Origin of the sequence: Vibrio sp. N418, from assembly GCF_000222565.1 — a bacterium.
GTDB classification, from domain to species: Bacteria; Pseudomonadota; Gammaproteobacteria; order Enterobacterales; family Vibrionaceae; genus Vibrio; species Vibrio scophthalmi.
This window is the reverse complement of the sequence record NZ_AFWD01000035.1, coordinates 1-19,343: the sequence shown is the minus strand read 5'-3', so window position 1 is coordinate 19,343 and position 19,343 is coordinate 1. Positions and strand designations below refer to the sequence as shown.

Sequence of the window (19,343 nt, the reverse complement as noted above, 5' to 3'; positions counted from 1 at the left end):
GGTCACTTATTGACAGAGTTCGCATCGTTAAATATGGTACATGGCGCATATGTTTGCAAATAAGGCGTATCAATTTAGGCTAGGCGTGATTTTAAGTAATCGAGAAACAATTGAGTTCGGGTATTTTTGTAATCTAACTTAGGATGATAAGCATAAACCGTTGCCTCATCGGCGGTGATGTCAGGTAGGATACGTTTTAACGTGCCGAGTTTTAGCTCTTCTTTGATCATGACATCGTTGGTTAGCAATATGCCCATCCCAGCTTTAGCTGCATAGAAGAGCGCCTCTGGGTTGGTGGTGGCGAAGTTACCAGAAAGCAGAACTCGTTGCCCTTTTGAGAGTTTAACTTCTCGCTGCGGGTTTTCCCCCCAATTGAGCATATTGTGTAAGCTCAAATCTTGCGCCGTTTTTGGCTCACCATGACGGCCGAGATAGAGGGGCGATGCGTAAAATCCGGCTTTGTGTTCAAAAAGGCGGGTAGCGATAAAGCTCAGAGAATTTAATTGTTCAATTTCACGGCTAATGAACAGATCTAAGCTGAGTGCCGGTAGTTGCCCTGGAGTGGTGGTGGTTAACTGGATACGAATGTCAGGGTAGAGAGAGAGAAAATCATCCAGATATTGGACAAGAAATTTCGAACCCACCGCTAGTGTCGCTCCAATCTTGAGAAGCCCTGCAGGGGATTGATCAATGGAGCGCGTTTCATCAACAATCGATTGCCAACCGTCTAATTGTACTTTCGCGCGTTCGTAAAACAGCGCGCCTGCTTCAGTTTGTGAAACTGAGCGCGTAGTGCGTTTTAGAAGTTGCACGCCAATACGCTCTTCAAGCCAATGAATGCGCTTACTCACTGCTGAGCTGGTGGTGTTTAAACGTCTTGCTGCGCCGTTGAAGCTGCCCTCATCTACGACCAAAATGTAGCTTTTTACGTTCTGTAGCCAGTCCATTGTATGACCTTATTATTAAATCCCTAAAGGAACTAATTAGTTTCCTTTTTAGAGTATTATCATTTGTGAGTTTACAATTTAAACTCAATCGCATGAAAAGCAAGCAAACTTCTCCTTTTAATAAAATCCCTCTATTGCTGGCGATGATGATCATCGCAACCGGCCAAGTCGGCGTGTCCATTTATTTACCAGCACTGCCTCACATCAGCCAATCGCTATCGGTCGATCAAGCCGATGTTCAGCTGTTAGTTACCCTATTTTTGGTTGGTTTTGGTGGTTCACAGCTCTTTTATGGTCCGCTCTCGGATGCAATTGGCCGCCGGCCTGTTTTCATTTTTGGGCAGGGGATCTATTTGCTCGGCACGATCGTCTGCTTACTGTTTATCGACAATCTATACTGGTTAGCATTTGGCCGTCTGTTGCAAGGCTTAGGGTCGGGGAGTGCTTCGGTATTGGGGCGAAGTGTACTGCGTGATAGCTACGATGGTGCGCACCTAACCAAAGCTTTTGCCTATATTTCGGTCACAGCTTCAGTAATCCCTATTTTTGCCCCAGTATTAGGTGGTTGGATTACTTATCAGTTTGGTTGGCAAGCTGTATTCATTTTTGTTTTTATTTATTTAGCCGCAATTTATTTACTCGGTATTTTCATCCTACCGGAAACCTTGCCATACGAGGCGAGTCGTTTCAATTTGCTGGCTGTGATGAAAAACTATCGTCGCTTGATGACAAATCGACAAGTGATCTCCAGCGCCAGTTACAATTGGTTAAGCTATCTAGCCTCGCTCGTTTCGTTGTCTGTCTTACCGTTTATTTTGCAACAAAACTTGGGTTTATCTGCGGCGCAGTATGGTTCGATCATGATCGTTCCTTCTGTGGGGCTTATGTGTGGTAGTTTGGCGCTCAACGTGCTTAATCGTTTTTTGAGTCGTTCTCAGCTACTCGCTATTGCGATCACTATCATTGCGTTATCAGGGCTTTGGTTGCTCAGTTTTGAAATGACACTATTCCACTTAGTCTGGGCGTTTAGTTGGCTCAGCTTTGCTCAAGGTATGTCATTTCCAATCTCCATTAGTATGTTGCTTGAGCCACATAAGAAACAAGCTGGGGCGGTATCGGCGCTATCTGGATCGGTTCAGATGGGAATATCAGGTATATTTGGCGGCTACTTGGTGCAGTACTGGGTGCATACTCAAATTGGATTAGGGCTATTCTACTTATTGATTGCGGTGGTAATGGCGGCAGTATTAATGTCTCAAAAATCCATATTCTATACAGAACAACAGGCGTAGACCGTTTATTGTCATTGCATAAGCTTATGGAATACGAGAACTGAATATCGCCAAAATGAGCACATGAGGTTACAATGCCCGCCATTCGCGTTATCAACACCATTAGGTGACATTATGGAACATAAAGAGTTTGAAGAACTGGTCAAAGCAGCCAGTCAGCAAGAAGCTTTGCCACAAGCATTAGCAATTTTAAAAGCCAGTGAAGATCAAGAAGTTGCAGAAGCGGCTGCGTCACTTGCTGGTCAGTTCTCCTTGGCGGAAGTCGACGGTGAAAAGCGCATTTACCATGTAACGACTCACGAAGATGAGCAAGGCGAAGAACAAGAATTTGTAGAGCATGTGATGAATGAAGGCGACGAAGTAATTCGCTTTGTTGCTTGGTTCTTCGATGCCATGTTTGAAGTAAAACGCAAAGATACCTATCAAGCAGCAGGTAAAACTTACCTACAGCCTAAACGTAGCTAATTCCGCATATCATTGAATGTAAAAGCCCCAGCATGTGATGTGCTGGGGCTTTTTATTTTGAAGATTCAGAGCTGTGAAAGTGAGAGTCAACCTTGGTTTGCTTCAAGATTGATGACGTTGTCAGGCACTGTGTTGAGTCCTTTTTCCTCAATCCACGCTTGTAGATTATCCGCACCACCAATGTAATGACCATCAAGCCAAATTTGCGGCACAGTGACTGGTGTTTTTAGCCCGATAATCGCTTTTACTTCCGGGATCATGCGGTACAGTGCTGCACTGTCTTTCACCACATCATAGTATTGATACTGGATGCCTGCTTCATCGAGGAGCTTTTTCGCTTTCACACAATATGGACAGGTAGCTTTACCATAAACAATATTCCCTTTTAAGGTATCGCGCTTGGTCCATTGTTCAATTACGGATTGAATCAATACACCGCGGTTTAAGGCTTCACCTTGGCTGACGACCTTGCCTTCAACCACTAAAATTGGTGCATGCCATGAACCGAGTTTGAGTGGCTCCCACCAATGAGATAACCAATCTTTCACTTCTAGCTCAATCGGAATACCTGCCAATTCATTGTCAAAAGTATCTTGTAAGATATCTTTTGTCAGGGTGCATTCCCCACACGGAATGTTGACCTTAAAAGGTCCCCAGCTACCTGCCCAGCGATAGAGCGTTATTTTAATTGGTTGTGTCATTATCTTCTCCCGAATTGAGCCAAGCGGTTGGGAAAGCGTCTTTGTTTCAGCGCCTCTGTTTAAGCGTAGAAGGAAACCCAAACCATTTCAGATATTAAGAACGGTGAAAGGGAAGATTAATTTCAACAACTCAACGTTTTTTACGAAATTTCTTACTTTCCCATTGGGTAATAAAGGCAACGGAGGCGATGATGATAAACGCGCCTAGCCATAAACGACCTGGTGGTACCCAACCAAACACAACCCAGCCAGCTAACACATTCAGTGGTAGTTTAGCGTGGTCAAACGGTTGTACAAAAGACGCATCAGCCACCGCATATGCTTTTACAATTGCCCACTGCGCGAGTGCTGTGGCGATACCAGCAGCGATCAAAATCAGCCATACATTAAGACCACTTGGCATTTGCCAGTCAGGCAGTGCGAGTAAGATGTTAAATGGCGTAATTAAAATCAGCAAATAGACCACCATTGTCGAGGGTGAATCGTTTGCAGAGAGTTTTTTCACCATCAAAGAGTAGCAAGCCCAAAAGAAGGCAGCACCAACAGGTAACAATGTTGCCCAGTTAAAGTCGTCGCCCCATGGCTCAAGGATGATCATTGCACCAATGAAACCGGTAATGGTGGCTCCCCAACGAGCAGCGCCAACGTTTTCTTTGAGCAAAAGACCTGAGCCGATAGTGGCGAACAGAGGCGAGGTCATCAATAACGCGATGCCTTGCCAAATAGGCACAGGGTAAGCAAGTGCCCACAGCCACAGTTGAATACCAATCACCGATAAAAATACGCGGAAAATATGTAAACCAAGCTTGTCTGTTTTAAGAGACTGACGAATACCTAACGTTTTTAAGTAAGGCAAAATCGCGACCAATGCGATGGCGTATTGGATCAAGGCAACGGTCGTTGACGATAAGCCAAAACTGATACTGGCGACTTGTGCAAGGCTATTGACGATCGCGAAGGATAGCCCCGCAGTAAGCATCCAACTTGCGCCTTGGATTGGGTGATGATTGTGACTCATAAAAATTAGGTACTCGAAAAAGGTGGCTGAATCATACGACTTTCTTTACAGGCTTACCTTACTTTTTTGTCCGATTTATCATGACAACAGAGAATATGACTAAGCCCATACCGATTGCGTGCCAAACGGTGAATAATTCTCCTAAAATCAGTACCGCACCTGCCGCGGTGATGGCGGGGCCAAGGTTATTGGTTAAGCTCAACTCGGTCGGCGAGAGACGCGCCATCGCAGCGGCGATAAAGTAAGATGGCAGAACAGTACAAAATAGTCCCAGAGCGACGCCAATACTCATTAGCTCCACTGACCAAGTATGAATATCGGCGCCATTGAAATAAAGATGAATGAGGATCGCTATACCCGCACTGCCCATACCGATACTGGTAAACAACGAACTCCCTAAAGAGCCTATCAGCGGCTTGCTGGCAACCAGATAAATAGCAAATACAAACGCTGAGCTAACGGCAAGCAGCGCCCCAAAACCCACCGAACTTCCAAGAGTTTGGAAGTCCTGCGCTAAGATTAGCGCGGTTCCGGCGTAGCCAACGAAGGTTGCCGCAACGATGGTTCGTGTTGGTGGCTGCCTATAGATCACCCAACTGATAAGTACGACAAAAGAAGGGAATAGGAAGATAAGCAAGCGTTCTAGTTGGGCTGAAATATAGGATAATGCGGAAATATCAAGAAAGCTGGCGATGTAATAGCCCAAAACGCCAATCATCGCCGCTTTAAAGCCATGAGAACGCAATTTCATACGCGTAGTCTGCTTACGGCACAGAAAAACCAAAGTCACAAGGTAGAAAGGTAACGAGCTAAAGGCTCGTAAAGCCATGATTGAAGTGGCATCACCGCCCGCTTGATAAGCGAGTTTGACAAAAATGGGTTTGAGTGAAAAAAGTACACAACCGACTAAAGCAAACAGAAGTCCAGTCTGATATTGGGACGAAAACGCAGACAAATGGTGTGATGGCGTATTGGTCGTGCTTGTCGCTATGGACCTTACTTTTGATTCGCGAGTAGACTCACTGGTATCGCTCATGGGTTCGTATCCTTATCGTTATAAAAACTTGATAAGTAATCATAAATAACAAGGCTACGAGTGATGCGATCTGGCTGCAAAATTCGCAGCCAGACAGAGTATTACCTACCGACTACGGGCATTCAGGAGGAGGAGCCATTGTTGTGTTAACAATGGGCTGCTTATCTGACGAAAAGTAGAGTAAGTAAGACTAAGTTGCATTTAATACTATTCCTATCGGGTGAAAATTTAGACTAACGAGTGTGCAACCATAATGCAACTTATTTGATACTTAGTTTGCAAGAGACTTGTTTAAAGGCTTTTTGATACATCAACCAAGCGCTGAATCCCGCGCCAATATTGCCAATGAAAGCGCCCCAAAAAATGCCTTCAATACCACCGAGTATTGAGCCGATCCATAAGCAAGGTAGGAAAAACACAAATAACCTCAGTGCTGAAATCGTCAGAGCGGTGTAGGATTTTCCAAGTGCATTATTGATAGATACCATCAACATGCAGATCCCTAAAGGACCTAAACTAAAAGGGACAATCATTAAATGCCACATGAGGATTTGCTTCACCTGATGATCGCTGGTCATTATAGTCGTAAGAAAATCAGCACTGAACCACGTGATTGTGGCGACAATAACCTGAAAGCCGAGAACGTATTTGCAGGCCAGAACCACCAATTGACGAATTTCTTCTAGTTTGTTTGCGCCCAATAGACGACCGACCATTGGCGGCATCGACATGGTTAAGGCCAACACTGAGACAATAGCAAAAAACTCAAAACGAGATCCTAGCGCCCAAGCAGCGACCGCTGCTGTACCGAAGCTTGCTAGCAATTTGGTGGCGAGCATGGAAGAGAGTGGTGGCAATAGCTGACTGACCATCGCTGGCCCCATGATATTGCCAATGGACGCAAGACTCTGAGCTACATTTAGATCGTGCCAATCGAAGCTCATCCATTGCTTTTTCACTACCTTAGGAGCGACGAACAAAATGCCTAAGCCGAATGCTATTATGGTTGCCAACGCAGCACCATTAATGCCCAGGTCGAAAGTGAAAATAAACAGCGGGTCGAGAGCGAGGTTAAGTAAGCTCGTGACAACCATCATGCTCCCAGGCAGCATAGTATTGCCGTTGGCTCGGCAAACACTGTAGAAAAAGTAGAGCAACGCGCCAGTCCATGAGCTGACTAACCAATAAAGCCAGTAGCTATCGATAATGGTAAAGACGCTTTGTGGCGCGCTGAGCATGAATAAAATAGGTTCGCGGATCAAATAGAGAAGTACACAGAAAATAGCAACACCGACGGAGCCAAGTGCAACAACCAACCCGCCGAGCTGTTGTGCATAGCGTTGTTGCTTTGCGCCAATAGCTCTGGCAATCACGGCCGTGGTTGCGATACCTAACCCCACTTGAAGGCCGATGATGATCATTTGGATCGGTAGAGTAAAGCCTTGCGCCGCTAGGGGTAAAATACCTAGCTGGCCGATAAACGCACTGTCAACGAGTTGGAAACTCATTAAAGAGAGTACGCCAAATAACATTGGCCAAGTCATTGAAAACAGTTGTTTGCCAAGATCGTTAGAATGCATGGTGTAGCCACTACTGGATTGGAAATAAAAAATAAAGCTGAGACAGGCTCAGCTTTATTAGGTTAGTAAAGACTAGTTTACTTGATTGAACGATGAAATCGAGCGGCGCTTGCTTGAAACTCTTTAAACATTTTCTTTAAAGTCGTCATCGTAGCCTTTTGGCGGAGGCGTCCAGCCTCGCTCATCATTGTTGTGTTTATCTGCTCGGTCAGTGGTAATCGCGAGTTTGATCTGCTCTTCCAAGTGCATGAACAGTTGTCGATAGTTGTTGTCGAAGCGCTCATTATCCGAATCATCCAACCACGCTTGGTACAAGGCGTCCGATTTCTTATCTTCTACTCGCTTGTAGCTGGCCTTTTGCTGTTCAACTAAGAACGGGTGTTGGCCTAGTTCACGCAAAGCATGCGCACCCAACTCTAAGGCTGAATGGTAAGTTTCAGATTCAATGACATCCGCACCGGCTTGACGAAGCAGATAGCCATCACCGCGGTCAAAAGCACGAGCGAGAATCGTCACATTAGGGTAGGTGTGCTTAATGTATTTCACTAACGCAAGAGAGGCATCACGATTGTCAATGGCGACAACAATCATAGCCGCCTCCTCTATGCCCGCTGTGTGCAATAAATCGGGGCGTGTCGCGTCGCCAAAGAACGCTTTAGTATTAATCTGACGAACCACATCCACTTGATCTGCTTGGTGATCCAACACCACGGTTTTAACGCCATTGGCGACCAGCAGACGGTTGACGATTTGACCAAATCGGCCAATGCCTGCGATGATTACGGTGCCTTTTTCATCAATTTCGTCAGCTTCTCCCTGATTCGAAGCCTGCTCGTAGCGCGGCAGAATAACCTTATCAAATAGGATAAACAGGCCCGGGGTTAAGAACATCGAGAGCGCGACAACCAAAGAAAGTGTTTGCGCTAACTCGACCGGAATAACATGATTTTGCGTGGTGAAGCTGAGTAATACAAAGCCAAACTCACCGGCTTGAGCCAAACTTAACGTAAACAACCAGCGATTGCTTTGGCGGATCCTAAAACAAAAGGCCAGCACAAACAGTACAACGGCCTTGAGTAGCATTACGCCGAGCGTGAGACCGACGATGAGGAAGAAGTCATCAAATAAAATCGCGAAATTGATCCCCGCGCCAACGGTGATGAAAAACAACCCAAGTAGTAACCCTTTAAACGGATCAATATTGGACTCCAGCTCGTGGCGAAACTCACTGTTGGCTAAAACGACCCCAGCAAGGAAAGCGCCAAGTGCGGGAGATAAGCCGATCAAACTCATTAAAGCCGCAATACCGACCACCAACATCAGGGCGGTTGCGGTAAATATCTCGCGCAGACCTGAGCTGGCAACAAAACGAAATAACGGCCGACTCAGATAATGCCCGCCGACGACCAAGCCACTAATTGAAGCGACGATCACTAAGGCGTATGCCCAGCCAGGTAGGCCTGCGACAAGGCTTAATTCTTCATGATGCTCTGCAGCCGTTGATGCCATCGCCTGAGCCTGCTGAACCAGTTCTGGTAGTGCCAGTAATGGAATAAACGCCAGCATTGGGATCACTGCAATATCTTGGAACAACAAAACAGAAAATGCATTCTGGCCGCCTTCGGTACGGCTTAACCCTTTCTCGTTAAAGGTTTGTAAGACAATCGCAGTAGAAGAGAGCGCAAAGATCAAGCCGATGGCGAGAGCAACAGTCCATGTTTGGTTGAAGAACATGGCAATCCCCATCACCAGTGCCGCGGTGACAGCAACCTGTAATCCACCTAAACCTAATAGTCGGTTTCGCATTCCCCAAAGCATTTTCGGCTCAAGTTCAAGGCCGACGAGAAATAACATCATCACGACGCCAAATTCGGCAAAGTGCTGAATGGTGGTTGTTTCTTCTCCCACTAAACCAATGATTGGGCCGATAACCACACCAGCGATCAAATAACCCAGCACTGAGCCTAAGCCGAGACGTTTTGCAATTGGCACGGCAATGACGGCGGCGGCGAGATAGATGAAAGCTTGCAGAAAATATCCGGTCATGCGTTATCTCCTAAAATGAGTTCGTCTAAGTGGTGATTCAATTTTTCCACTTCGTAAGCTCGTTTGTAGTCGAATCGGTCGTTGACTAACGCTGTTAGCAGCCGTTTCCAACGCTGTTCGTGCTGGGTAATTCGTCCCTCTTCTTTGGCTGTGCGCGCACCAAATAAAGCAAGCGGGGCCATATATTTCATGCCAGTTAGTGCGGCCATTTGCTCCATCGGATAGAGGAGTTCTCGAATGGTAAAGTGATTATAGCCTTTGGTTTGATAAGCGTCGGCTTTGCCTCCGGCTGAGAGTGCGCACATGAAATGTTTACCGTTAAGCGCAGTGCCTTGGCTGCCATAAGCGAAACCATATTCAAGCACTAAATCTTGCCACTCTTTGAGCATCGCAGGGGTGGAATACCAATAGAGTGGGAATTGGAAAATGATCACATCGTGATCCATCAAACGCTGCTGTTCACGATCAATATTGATGTTGTAACTTGGATATTCGTAATAAAGGTCGACGCAGGTGACCCCTTCGGTATTTTGAGCAGCATTGAACAGAGGTTGGTTGACCTCCGAGCGGTGTTGAGATGGATGAGCGTACAGGACAAGCACTTTATTTTTTGGCATGTTGGCATCCTATTGGCGGTAGTCGTTTATTATTCTAATGAGTTAATTTTGAACATCTTTTTAAATGTTTTGAACACTATTGTTGCGCTTTAGCGCCGCTCAAGCAACCGCACGAGGTCATTTAACTGTTCAACGACCACCGATGCGCTATCCGAAAATACCGAGGATTGACCGTGGGTGACCAAACATGATGGCATTTGAGCATTTGCCGCCGCTTCTAAATCATAAAGATGATCACCTACATACAACAGTTCATCCGCTGTAATCTGCCAATCGTCCGCAAGGGCGAGTAATGACAGTGGTGAAGGTTTGGGCGGATAATGTTCACGGCTAATAATTCGAGTGATATTCAGTTGATTATGGCTGACTTTGAGTTGAGCTGCTTGCAGGCAATTGCGAGTAATAATCGCAGTATGCAGCGCTTGATGTTCGATAAAGGTGAGTAAGTCACGACAGCCCGGCATAGTGTGTGACTGTTGGGCGTCGTTGATTTCATGGTTGAGAATTTGTTGCTGAGCGATGGCGCGTTGATTAGGGCAATCAATACTGTTGGTATAGCTAAGTAGGTCAAGATGTTGTGGGCAGCCAACTTGGCTTCGTAGCCATTTAAAATCCATATTGGAGCTAACAAGGGTATTGTCTAAGTCAAACACGATGGCGCGTAGACGCTTGGCGTTAAAGGGTACGACGTTAACTCTATCCATAATTATGACTCCAAAAACAAAACACCCCTCAATCAGTGAGGGGTGCTGCAATTAGGCGAATTCTTTTTCTAGGTATGTAACGATATCGGATGATTCATATAACCATTGTACGCCTTGCTGATCTTCAATTCTCAAGCAAGGCACTTTTACTTTACCACCGCCAGTTTCTAATTCTTGACGATGTTGAGCGTTGCTTTTGGCATCGCGCAGCTCGATGTTGACCGATTGACGCTTCATGGCTCGACGAACTTTAACGCAGAAAGGGCATGCTTCGAATTGGTATAAAGCAAGCTTTGCTGCTTTTTCATCGATTTGCTGTTGTTGCTCTGCGGTGCGCTTGATTCCGCGCGGTGAAAATACAAAATTGCCCAGCAAAATAAGTCGACCTAACAACCAACGAATAACTTTCATGATAACCCTTGATGAACTAAATTACCCTTTTATTGTAACAACTTGCCAACACTCAACAAGCATTAATAATCAATTTTGTGCTGCTTGGTGACGTTGATGCCGAGTCGCTTGGCCAAGCGGACTAAATTGGCTCGGTCAAGCTGCAGTTGCCGCGCCGCATTTGCCCAGTTGAAATTGCTTTGCGTGAGCGCTTGAATAATCAGTTGTGTCTGGTATTGGTCAGTGGCTTGGCGTAGTCCTTGCGTAGCATCAATAGAGATTGAGTGCTGATGTGGTTGCTCTTGTTTGATTTCGGGCATATCAGGGATATCGGTCAGGTTCAGGTCACTGGCAGATACACTAACGGTATTGTCTGATAAACCCTTGGCTCGAGCTTTTAACGCGGCGCGATTGATCACATGTTCTAACTCACGAACGTTGCCAGGCCAGTCATAGCGAGAAAGTTGAAATAGGGCTTCGCTGGTCAGTTTTAATTGCACGATGCAAGTTTTTTACGCGCATGCTCAAGGAAATAGCCGGCGAGCAGTTCAACATCTCTTTCACGCTCACGAAGAGGGGGAACGGTGATTGGGTACACCGTGAGTCGGTGATACAAATCGGCGCGAAATCGACCTTGCTCTACTTCTCGCTTCAATTCACGATTGGTTGCCGCCAGTACGCGCACATCAATACTTTGGACTTGGTCTTGCCCAACGGGCTGAATTTCTTGGTTTTGCAATGCACGCAGTAGTTTACTTTGAGCGCTAAGGCTAAGTTCACCGATTTCATCGAGAAATAGTGTGCCGCCGTCTGCAAGCGCAAATTTACCTAAGCGTGTTTTATCTGCACCGGTAAATGCCCCTTTCATATGACCAAATAGCTCACTCTCTAACAAGCTTTCAGGGATGGCTGCACAGTTCACGTAGATTAAGGGCTGTTGGCGGCGATTTGATTGATGATGCAAACTGCGTGCGACGAGCTCTTTACCTACGCCGGTTTCACCGTGAATTAAAATAGTGAAGTCGGAAGGCGCCACGACCGATATGTCTGTTTTAAGAGCGTTAATCAGTGGACTTTCTCCAATGATTTCCCCTCCTTCTCGTTCCCATGCTTCAAGGTTCAACTCTTCTAATTTCTGCTGGGTTCGTTTTGCCTGCTGTTCTAACTGAGAAACAGTGAGGGCGACTTTGAGGTGCGATGCCACAATCGCTGATAGCGCTTCGAGGCTGCGACGTGGAATGGTGTCGAAGATATTGGGAGTCAAACTATCAAAGGTCAAAATTCCGAGCAATTGATCGGAATAATGCAAAGGTAAGCCCATGCAGGCATGCATTGGTAAATCGCCATCATAATCAATAAGCAGGCCATCAAAAGGATCGGGCAGAGGCGAGCCCGCATCAAATATCACCACACCTTGCGCTTGACAGATTTGATCAAAGCGAGGGTGATCACTCACTTTAAATCTGCGGCCTAAAGTATCTCGAGTCACACCTTGAATCGCCAACGGGGTTAAAGTGTCACCGTGTAACCCGAGTAACGCGATACAATCACATTGGATGACTCGACGTATCGCATCGAGTAGGCGATTGAATCTATCTTGTGCATTGTGTGCGCTTGCGAGCCCTGCTGTCATATCGAGCAAGGTGGAAACAGATATTTCTTGCATAACATCAGCTCTAAAAAAGTTATTTCACTATTGTAGTGTCTAAATGACATATTTCAAGTATGTCTTATTGACTTGTTTTTATGTTGTAAATTCAATTAAATCATGTAATTACAAGTGATTGTATCTTGGCATGGTTCGTGCTCTCTATGTGGTGCATCTTGAATGCACTAAAAATAATAATTAGGAGAAAGCTCTTATGCTCAATGATCATCATATAGCGGTTGTTAAAAGCACCATCCCTTTATTAGAAACCGCGGGCCCAGCGCTGACGCAGCATTTCTATCAACGCATGTTTCGCCATAACCCGGAGCTAAAAGACATATTTAATATGACGCATCAGCAAACGGGCCGTCAAAGCGTTGCTTTGTTTGAGGCCGTCGCGGCGTATGCGAAAAATATCGACAACCTAGCTGCACTGTCTCAAGCTGTGGAGCGTATTGCTCATAAGCACACCAGCTTTAATATTCAGCCGCAGCATTATCAGATTGTTGGTCATCATTTGATTGAGACGCTGCGTGAGTTAGCGTCAGATGCGTTTACCACTGAGGTAGAAGAAGCGTGGACACAGGCGTACCTCTTCCTTGCCAATATATTTATTGAGCGTGAGGAGCAAATTTACCAACTGAATGCGCAAGGTGCGGGCGGCTGGCGTGAAGGGCGTGAGTTTATCATCGATCGTAAAACGCCTGAGTCACAGCGAGTCACCAGTTTTGAACTGCGACCAGCAGATGATAAACCGGTGCTCAACTACTTTGCTGGTCAATACTTAGGTATTGAAGTGAAGCCAAGCAGTAGCGAGAATACTGAGATTCGTCAGTACTCACTATCACAAGCGCCAAACGGAATCAGTTACCGTATTTCAGTAAAGCGCGAAGGTGATGAACACAAAGGGCTGGTTTCCCATTATCTCCATGATGAGTTAGAAGTGGGTGATTCCGTGACCTTGTATCCACCCGCAGGTGACTTCTTTTACCAACCCACTGAGAAACCTGTGGTGTTGATTGCAGCAGGAGTTGGTGCGACGCCGATTCAAGCAATGGCGCATACATTATCACAACAGAAAAAGGCCAATGTGAGCTATTTCTATGCCTGTGAAGACGCAGCACAACATACATTTCGCGTGGAAAGTGCACAGCTCATTGAGGCCAACCAGTGGCAACAAAAGGTGTGGTATCGCGATCAGGATGGCATGATGGATTTGGCGTCAATTGCCGAGAAAATTCCGGTGAGTGATGGTGAATTTTATCTGTGTGGACCACTAGCGTTTATGGAGCATGCTGTGCAACAGCTTGAGGCATTGCAGGTGCCGAGAGAACAGATCCACTATGAGGTCTTTGGCCCTCATCGTTATTTGTAATTCGCGCTCGTCTGATTAAATAAAAAGCTCCCAAGGGAGCTTTTTGCTTATTTGAATAGGCTTTTTAACCATTGAATGATGGGATGGCTTTGCTGCAGGTTAGTCGTGGTAAGCGCTTTACCTTGATAAAAGCTGGCCATCAACTGACTGCGAAGAGCTTGGCTATCGCCCCCTTGCATTGTTATTAGGGCTTGGACGCTACTTTGCGCATGGTCATTAGCAAGGCTAAAGTCCATCCCCAGATAGCCCTGTACATAAAGCCACAGATGCGTAATGACTAGCAGCTGATCGCCTTCTTGATATCGAAAGCGTCTATGGTGTTCGGCGCCCACATTCTGTTCTATGGCTTGATTCATCGCCTCGACAGAATCACGCTGTTGCTCGACACGACTTAAAGCTTCAATATGAGCTTTCGTCAAAATACCCAACAAATGATGAGTGAATGCTTGCTCGGGTTTAGCAAGTTGAACCCGATTAAATAATGATTCATTGTGTTGGCAAAAGGCTTGCCATTCCACTGAGTCACTGCTGACGTGGTCAAGTTGATCTGCACCAATATTGATCAGTGCTTGAGCCAGATTACTCATGGCTTTGTAGTGTTTCCCAAGTCACTTCGTGTGAGGTTTTGCCATCGACAAATAAGCTGTTACCGGTGATCATCACTGACAGCTCCATACCTCGCTCTACATCGGCAGCAAGTGCTTCAATTGCATCGCCATCAAAGCAATGAATGGTTGCTGGTAGCGCATTAAGCTTACTTTTAGATTGATTCCACCATACGTCTGCTTTGCTGTTGAATGCGTAGACTTGTACACGCTTTGCTAAGCGGGTTGATTTTTTTACCCGATCGACGGCTGGCTCACCCACTTCGATCCACTCTTCAATAGTTCCATCTAACGCTTTTAACCACAGGTCAGGCTCTTCGATTGAAGAGAGACCTTTGGTAAATTGCAATTCAGGTTTGGCATTCAAACAGTAAGCCAATACGCGAGCCATCATGCGACTAGTGGTTTCTGACGGATGAAGTGCGATAGTGCAAGAAAGTGAATCGTAATAATCACGATTGGTATCTGAAAGGGAAATACGAAACTTGTAGATTGTTGGTTTTAGAGCCATGTATGAGTCGCCAATAAAAAAGCCAGCTAAATGAGCTGGCTATTACAATCTATTTTGGCAACAAGTTAAAGAACTTTGATGTTCTCAGCTTGTGGGCCTTTTTGACCTTGCGAGATAGTAAATTCTACTGGCTGGCCTTCAGCTAGGGTACGGAAACCGTCACCAGTAATTGCACTGAAGTGTGCAAAAACGTCTGGGCCGTTTTCTTGTTTGATGAAACCGAAACCTTTAGTTTCGTTGAACCACTTAACTGTACCAGTCACTGTATCTGACATGTGTCTTTCCTTCGTATATCTTAAATAAGCCTAAGGGCACGGATAGCGTGGAAAAGGAGACTGCTATTGCGCACGACGTAACGATAGAAGTCCATGAATTCCAACGAAACGCGTCTAGCCAAGAACCGTTTTCTAGCTAATAAGTAGTCTAAGGTTTAACCGATTGAAGTCAACTACATTTCCAGTGACTTCGGCCAATGTTTTGAACTAAATATCGTATTTTAAAATCCATATTAAAATGACGGATTTTACGCCATGCCATTGTTGCAACATGATGTTTTTAAAATTAATTATTGGTTTCTTGATTTCCCTTTAGTTGAGATAAACAAGCATGGTCCAAGTAAGCTCGAATAACATTTATTGACGGGATTTTATTGTGATAACTGATTGAAAATCGATCAGTGGTTGCGGATTATTTGGACATGATGTGTCAGTGGGGGATATCACAAATATGACAAGAAATTTAAATTATTTCTCTGTTTCATAAATGTTAATGAAATCTCTCTTTTCCATTGTTTAATGGCTAAGATGCTTTAATCAAACAAAATAAAAGAGTTGATTTTTTAACCATTGATTTACATCTGCTATGGATTAGATTTTTACTGAGAAAAGTGCTCAAAAAGTCACTTGAAATTAAAATTCTACCTGAGAAAATACCCGCAAAATGAGTTTGCATTTATGGAAGGATGCTTTTAACCACTTATCTATGAGGTAAATTCTATGAAACTGGTTCTAATTATCATGGCATCGTTATCTGCAGGTGTTGCATCTGCTGATCATCTTCATTCATTCATGCTTGGTCTATCAATTGCCGCTTTAGCTGTGGGTAGCTGCTACTGGTTTGCTTTTCGCTCGACACGTTTTCCTCAATTAGGATTACTGCTACTGATGTGTGGCATGCTGGCCAAATTAACGGTCACAATCGTTGGGGTGAGCTGGGGGATGTCAGCTGAGCTGATTACTTCTCCGTTTATCTTTGCTCTGTCTTATTTATTCTTCTCCTTAGTGGTGAGTTATTTGTGGTTTAGTTACCGCGATGCCATCACTTCGAAGGCAAAATCGTTGCAAGTTGCGTAACGCATTTATTATTTGTATGGAAAGCCAGCTTGAATGCTGGCTTTTTTATACCTTTCAACCGATATCACATTAATTTGCCTCAAACCTTGTATAACCGTAACTAAGCGTAACAGTAGTGCTGCAAGTAGCTACGCTTTGAATATACTGAGTGAAGTCTCCTAATTGGTAGAGTGCCATGAACAAAAAACGTTTCATCAAGACGGTTTGTATTACTGCAACTTTGGGTTCAACTGCTGCGATTGCTGCACCGTCGATCACGCCTGATGCTCCAGCACTAGGTGCGAAGGGTTATATTTTGATGGATTACAATACTGGACAAGTATTGGTAGAAAAAAACGCCCATCAGACTTTAAACCCAGCGAGTTTAACTAAGTTGATGACGGCTTATGTTGCGGGACAAGAGGTTAATTTTGGTAATGTCAGCTTAGACGACCAAGTTACGATCAGTAAAAAAGCGTGGGCTAAGAACTTTCCCGATTCTTCGAAGATGTTCATTGAAGTGGGTACTGAAGTATCGCTAATGGATCTTTATCGTGGATTAGTTGTGCAATCTGGCAATGACGCCAGTGTGGCGATTGCAGAGCATGTTGCAGGCAGTGAAGATGCTTTCGTTGGCTTGATGAACAATTGGGCTGAAAAGCTAAACCTGGACAATACCGCTTTTACTAACCCTCATGGTTTAGACAGCGATGGGCTGTATTCTACGCCGTATGATATCGCGTTATTGAGCCAAGCAATCATTCGTGATTTGCCGACCATTTATCCGCTATACAGTGAAACGGAGTTTGCTTATAACGGAATAACCCAATACAACCGAAATGGCTTACTACGTGACCGCAGCTTAAATGTGGACGGCATGAAAACGGGCTACACCAGTGGTGCGGGTTATAGCTTAGCGACGTCTGCGACGAACGGTGATATGCGTTTAATTTCGGTTGTGATGGGCTCGTCTAGCACCAAAAGTCGTGAATCGGAAAGTAAGCAACTGTTGAGTTACGGCTTCCGTTTTTTTGATACGGTCTCTGCAGGTGATGCAGGGCAAGAGATCGCTAAAGCGCGAGTTTGGATGGGGGACAGTGATGAGCTCAGCGTTGGTGTCGCTAAAGATGTGTTTATTACCCTACCAAAATCCCAAGCGAGCAAAGTTAAGGCTGAACTGCTCTATGATGGTGATTTGATTGCGCCAATTCAGAGCGAGCAAGTAATTGGTAAAGTGATTTACAGTGTCGATGGTGATGAAGTGGCTAGCGCTGAATTAGTGGCATTAGATCCCGTTGAAGAGGGCGGCTTCGTTAAACGCATTATTGATTGGTTTAAACGCTTAGTGGCGAGTTGGTTATAATTCACCCTCCTATCTATTACCTTGAATGATCTTTCGAGCGGGCGAGAAGCCCGCTATTTTCGAGACTTGTTTCACTTAGTTACATTATATCCTCTTTGCTTATTCAATAAGCCGCAATTTGCTTGAATCCTTAAACTTCGCTTACCTTACACTGACATTATACCTGTTGAAAACGCCACAATAACGTCAAAATGAATGCGCCCGAATCGAGGCGAAAGCAGTGTAGGAACTCATCATGGAATTTACCGTAAAAGACAACGAAGCGTTATACCAAGTTTGGATGTCACAGAAATCTAAAATGCGCCTAACCCAGATGGAGTTCGCCAAGAAACTGGGTATGAATCAATTAGAGTTTTCGAGTATTTTGAGAGGTGAACGACCACTTTCGATGGCGTTCGTATCACGATTTTGCAATTTGCTTAACTTGGAATCTCACCGAGTTGTTCCATCACTTCGCACGCAGCCGAACGTGAAAGAAGTGTACTTAGAGAGTCGCATGACAGTGGATGGGGAAATCAAGCGGGCCTATATTGAAGGAAATCAGGTCGTGGTTGAATATTTACATACGGTATTTCAACCCGCATAACGGGCTCGCTCAACGAGCGAAGAAACGGTTAAATAATCAGCACGGACAATTAATTTAAGGTATGATGTACCAATAAATAAATTGGAGACCAGTGCTGATGAGAACAAAACGAGTTTGGTGGCTATTCGCAACATTGCTATTACTGGTTGGTTGCGCTTCGGGCCCGTTAACTAAAGCCACCTCGTTTACATCGTACCAAGATTTTAGTCCTGGCCCTGAAGGCGGTGTCGATCTTGTGTGGGCTAAAATGGGGTTACGTGATGCTTCGCGGTTGCAACGTAAGTTGGCTGAATATGATTCGGTAGTGATTGATGAAGTGATCGTGATTGTCGAAGATGAGTCGCTTAGCCAAGCGGAGATTGATGAGTTAAGTTGTTATTTAGTCGAACAAATCAAGCATAAGATTTCGCCTTACAAGTCAGTGGTTGCTCAACCCACCAAGCACTCTTTACGACTCAGTATCGCACTGAGCAATGTCGAAACCCCTAATCCAATCTTAGCGGTCACAAGCAGTGTGCTGCCATTTGGTTTAGCGATCTCAACCATTTCAAAAGTCACAACCGGTGAACACACCAACGTCGGTAGTGCGAGTATTGAGTTGTTGGTTAGTGACGCTATGTCTGGTAAACCCTTATTCGCCGCCATTGACCGACAAGCGGGAAATAAAGATATTTCGACCATGATTGATTCCCTTGATGATGCCAAAGACGCGATCGATTACTGGGTGGCTCGATTAGGTATTACTATGCAAGAGCGGTAGCAGCCGTAATGATTATGAGCGAGAGAGAAAATATTTATTCGCGTTATTTGGGCTAGAATACCTCTGCCGAAAGAGGTGTTTGTCTGTTAATCTTAACTCAATATAACACCATCGTTAGAAGACCTAATGCTCGAAAAACAAAACCTCATCAAGTTAGCGCGTATGCAGATGCCTTTTGGTAAATATGCAGGGCGAGTGTTGATTGATTTACCAGAAGAATATTTGCTTTGGTTTGATAAGAAGGGTTTTCCTGAAGGGGAATTGGGCCGCTTGATGCAACTGTGTTTAGCTCTCAAGGTTGAAGGTCTGGATAGTGTGGTGCAACCTTTGAAATATGACGATCATCCACGTTATTGATCACCCTAAGG

At 45.0% G+C, this 19,343-nt stretch carries 20 protein-coding genes and 1 pseudogene; 8 read left to right on the top strand and 13 right to left on the bottom strand.

The annotated features are described in order from the left end of the window. Positions 1 to 74: 74 nt before the first annotated feature. Complete coding sequence (locus RH86_RS05525; protein WP_009385439.1) at positions 75 to 947, bottom strand: LysR family transcriptional regulator; 873 nt, start codon at positions 945 to 947, stop codon at positions 75 to 77. A 92-nt stretch (positions 948 to 1,039) separates the two neighbouring features. On the opposite strand from RH86_RS05525, the gene RH86_RS05520 reads away from it, so the two are divergent. Beyond that, positions 1,040 to 2,239, top strand: a complete 1,200-nt coding sequence (locus tag RH86_RS05520) for a multidrug effflux MFS transporter (RefSeq protein ID WP_174269664.1) — start codon at positions 1,040 to 1,042, stop codon at positions 2,237 to 2,239. Between the two features lie 114 nt (positions 2,240 to 2,353). Beyond that, entirely contained in the window at positions 2,354 to 2,704 is a 351-nt protein-coding gene (locus tag RH86_RS05515) for a hypothetical protein (protein WP_009385438.1), read from the top strand. 86 nt (positions 2,705 to 2,790) lie between these two features. Here RH86_RS05515 and RH86_RS05510 read toward each other — a convergent pair whose 3' ends face one another. The 9 genes and pseudogenes from RH86_RS05510 to norR all read right to left on the bottom strand — a co-directional run bounded on the left by RH86_RS05510 (position 2,791) and on the right by norR (position 12,462). After that, entirely contained in the window at positions 2,791 to 3,405 is a 615-nt protein-coding gene (locus RH86_RS05510) for a glutaredoxin domain-containing protein (protein ID WP_009385437.1), read from the bottom strand. Positions 3,406 to 3,535: 130 nt separating this feature from the next. Continuing rightward, entirely contained in the window at positions 3,536 to 4,423 is an 888-nt protein-coding gene (locus RH86_RS05505; protein WP_009385436.1) for a DMT family transporter, read from the bottom strand. A gap of 58 nt (positions 4,424 to 4,481) precedes the next feature. After that, a complete protein-coding gene (locus RH86_RS05500; protein ID WP_009385435.1) occupies positions 4,482 to 5,459 on the bottom strand; it encodes a DMT family transporter in 978 nt (325 codons plus the stop codon). 260 nt (positions 5,460 to 5,719) lie between these two features. Then, positions 5,720 to 7,039, bottom strand: a complete 1,320-nt coding sequence (locus RH86_RS05495; protein ID WP_009385434.1) for an MATE family efflux transporter — start codon at positions 7,037 to 7,039, stop codon at positions 5,720 to 5,722. 123 nt (positions 7,040 to 7,162) lie between these two features. Beyond that, positions 7,163 to 9,085, bottom strand: a complete 1,923-nt coding sequence (locus RH86_RS05490) for a monovalent cation:proton antiporter-2 (CPA2) family protein (protein WP_009385433.1) — start codon at positions 9,083 to 9,085, stop codon at positions 7,163 to 7,165. Then, the gene (locus tag RH86_RS05485) at positions 9,082 to 9,702 is read right to left on the bottom strand and encodes an NAD(P)H-dependent oxidoreductase (protein WP_009385432.1); all 621 of its coding nucleotides are present in this window, start codon (positions 9,700 to 9,702) and stop codon (positions 9,082 to 9,084) included. Before RH86_RS05485 ends, RH86_RS05490 begins: the two co-directional genes overlap by 4 nt. A gap of 89 nt (positions 9,703 to 9,791) precedes the next feature. Beyond that, positions 9,792 to 10,406, bottom strand: coding sequence for an HAD family hydrolase (locus RH86_RS05480; RefSeq protein ID WP_009385431.1), 615 nt, complete (start codon positions 10,404 to 10,406; stop codon positions 9,792 to 9,794). Between the two features lie 51 nt (positions 10,407 to 10,457). Then, entirely contained in the window at positions 10,458 to 10,817 is a 360-nt protein-coding gene (locus RH86_RS05475) for a glutaredoxin family protein (protein WP_009385430.1), read from the bottom strand. Between the two features lie 62 nt (positions 10,818 to 10,879). Next, positions 10,880 to 12,462 (bottom strand): annotated as a pseudogene (norR, locus tag RH86_RS05470) (nitric oxide reductase transcriptional regulator NorR). A gap of 196 nt (positions 12,463 to 12,658) precedes the next feature. On the opposite strand from norR, the gene hmpA reads away from it, so the two are divergent. Then, positions 12,659 to 13,819 carry an NO-inducible flavohemoprotein gene (hmpA, locus tag RH86_RS05465; protein ID WP_009385429.1) on the top strand — a complete coding sequence of 387 codons (1,161 nt, stop codon included), beginning with the start codon at positions 12,659 to 12,661 and terminating at the stop codon, positions 13,817 to 13,819. 47 nt (positions 13,820 to 13,866) lie between these two features. On the opposite strand, the gene RH86_RS05460 is transcribed toward hmpA, so the two are convergent. The 3 genes from RH86_RS05460 to RH86_RS05450 form a co-directional block, all read right to left on the bottom strand. Then, positions 13,867 to 14,406 (bottom strand): hypothetical protein, encoded by a 540-nt coding sequence (locus RH86_RS05460; protein WP_009385428.1) that lies wholly within the window; start codon positions 14,404 to 14,406, stop codon positions 13,867 to 13,869. After that, positions 14,399 to 14,935: a YaeQ family protein gene (locus RH86_RS05455; protein ID WP_009385427.1), complete on the bottom strand. Its 537-nt coding sequence runs from the start codon at positions 14,933 to 14,935 to the stop codon at positions 14,399 to 14,401. The genes RH86_RS05460 and RH86_RS05455 overlap by 8 nt, the downstream gene beginning before the upstream one ends. Positions 14,936 to 15,000: 65 nt before the next feature. After that, positions 15,001 to 15,210, bottom strand: a complete 210-nt coding sequence (locus RH86_RS05450) for a cold-shock protein (protein ID WP_005598267.1) — start codon at positions 15,208 to 15,210, stop codon at positions 15,001 to 15,003. A gap of 720 nt (positions 15,211 to 15,930) precedes the next feature. Here RH86_RS05450 and RH86_RS05445 point away from each other — a divergent pair. From RH86_RS05445 to RH86_RS05425, 5 genes are all read left to right on the top strand, one after another. After that, positions 15,931 to 16,287: a hypothetical protein gene (locus RH86_RS05445; protein ID WP_009385426.1), complete on the top strand. Its 357-nt coding sequence runs from the start codon at positions 15,931 to 15,933 to the stop codon at positions 16,285 to 16,287. Between the two features lie 175 nt (positions 16,288 to 16,462). Beyond that, complete coding sequence (locus tag RH86_RS05440) at positions 16,463 to 17,629, top strand: D-alanyl-D-alanine carboxypeptidase family protein (RefSeq protein WP_009385425.1); 1,167 nt, start codon at positions 16,463 to 16,465, stop codon at positions 17,627 to 17,629. A gap of 235 nt (positions 17,630 to 17,864) precedes the next feature. Continuing rightward, a complete protein-coding gene (locus RH86_RS05435; protein ID WP_005598261.1) occupies positions 17,865 to 18,215 on the top strand; it encodes a helix-turn-helix domain-containing protein in 351 nt (116 codons plus the stop codon). 97 nt (positions 18,216 to 18,312) lie between these two features. Further along, positions 18,313 to 18,975, top strand: coding sequence for a DUF3313 domain-containing protein (locus RH86_RS05430; RefSeq protein ID WP_009385424.1), 663 nt, complete (start codon positions 18,313 to 18,315; stop codon positions 18,973 to 18,975). Between the two features lie 126 nt (positions 18,976 to 19,101). Continuing rightward, positions 19,102 to 19,332 carry a DUF3820 family protein gene (locus RH86_RS05425; protein WP_005598258.1) on the top strand — a complete coding sequence of 77 codons (231 nt, stop codon included), beginning with the start codon at positions 19,102 to 19,104 and terminating at the stop codon, positions 19,330 to 19,332. The last annotated feature ends 11 nt before the right edge of the window (positions 19,333 to 19,343 follow it).

Excerpts from the sequence above, each read along its gene's own strand:
- RH86_RS05520 (WP_174269664.1), top strand. The coding sequence starts at position 1,040 with ATGAAAAGCAAGCAAACTTCTCCTTTTAATAAAATCCCTCTATTGCTG.
- RH86_RS05450 (WP_005598267.1), bottom strand. The coding sequence starts at position 15,210 with ATGTCAGATACAGTGACTGGTACAGTTAAGTGGTTCAACGAAACTAAA.
- RH86_RS05490 (WP_009385433.1), bottom strand. The coding sequence starts at position 9,085 with ATGACCGGATATTTTCTGCAAGCTTTCATCTATCTCGCCGCCGCCGTC.
- RH86_RS05475 (WP_009385430.1), bottom strand. The coding sequence starts at position 10,817 with ATGAAAGTTATTCGTTGGTTGTTAGGTCGACTTATTTTGCTGGGCAAT.
- RH86_RS05455 (WP_009385427.1), bottom strand. The coding sequence starts at position 14,935 with ATGGCTCTAAAACCAACAATCTACAAGTTTCGTATTTCCCTTTCAGAT.
- RH86_RS05430 (WP_009385424.1), top strand. The coding sequence starts at position 18,313 with ATGAGAACAAAACGAGTTTGGTGGCTATTCGCAACATTGCTATTACTG.
- RH86_RS05515 (WP_009385438.1), top strand. The coding sequence starts at position 2,354 with ATGGAACATAAAGAGTTTGAAGAACTGGTCAAAGCAGCCAGTCAGCAA.
- RH86_RS05500 (WP_009385435.1), bottom strand. The coding sequence starts at position 5,459 with ATGAGCGATACCAGTGAGTCTACTCGCGAATCAAAAGTAAGGTCCATA.
- RH86_RS05485 (WP_009385432.1), bottom strand. The coding sequence starts at position 9,702 with ATGCCAAAAAATAAAGTGCTTGTCCTGTACGCTCATCCATCTCAACAC.
- RH86_RS05460 (WP_009385428.1), bottom strand. The coding sequence starts at position 14,406 with ATGAGTAATCTGGCTCAAGCACTGATCAATATTGGTGCAGATCAACTT.
- RH86_RS05505 (WP_009385436.1), bottom strand. The coding sequence starts at position 4,423 with ATGAGTCACAATCATCACCCAATCCAAGGCGCAAGTTGGATGCTTACT.
- RH86_RS05525 (WP_009385439.1), bottom strand. The coding sequence starts at position 947 with ATGGACTGGCTACAGAACGTAAAAAGCTACATTTTGGTCGTAGATGAG.
- RH86_RS05510 (WP_009385437.1), bottom strand. The coding sequence starts at position 3,405 with ATGACACAACCAATTAAAATAACGCTCTATCGCTGGGCAGGTAGCTGG.
- hmpA (WP_009385429.1), top strand. The coding sequence starts at position 12,659 with ATGCTCAATGATCATCATATAGCGGTTGTTAAAAGCACCATCCCTTTA.
- RH86_RS05495 (WP_009385434.1), bottom strand. The coding sequence starts at position 7,039 with ATGCATTCTAACGATCTTGGCAAACAACTGTTTTCAATGACTTGGCCA.
- RH86_RS05435 (WP_005598261.1), top strand. The coding sequence starts at position 17,865 with ATGGAATTTACCGTAAAAGACAACGAAGCGTTATACCAAGTTTGGATG.
- RH86_RS05480 (WP_009385431.1), bottom strand. The coding sequence starts at position 10,406 with ATGGATAGAGTTAACGTCGTACCCTTTAACGCCAAGCGTCTACGCGCC.
- RH86_RS05445 (WP_009385426.1), top strand. The coding sequence starts at position 15,931 with ATGAAACTGGTTCTAATTATCATGGCATCGTTATCTGCAGGTGTTGCA.
- RH86_RS05440 (WP_009385425.1), top strand. The coding sequence starts at position 16,463 with ATGAACAAAAAACGTTTCATCAAGACGGTTTGTATTACTGCAACTTTG.
- RH86_RS05425 (WP_005598258.1), top strand. The coding sequence starts at position 19,102 with ATGCTCGAAAAACAAAACCTCATCAAGTTAGCGCGTATGCAGATGCCT.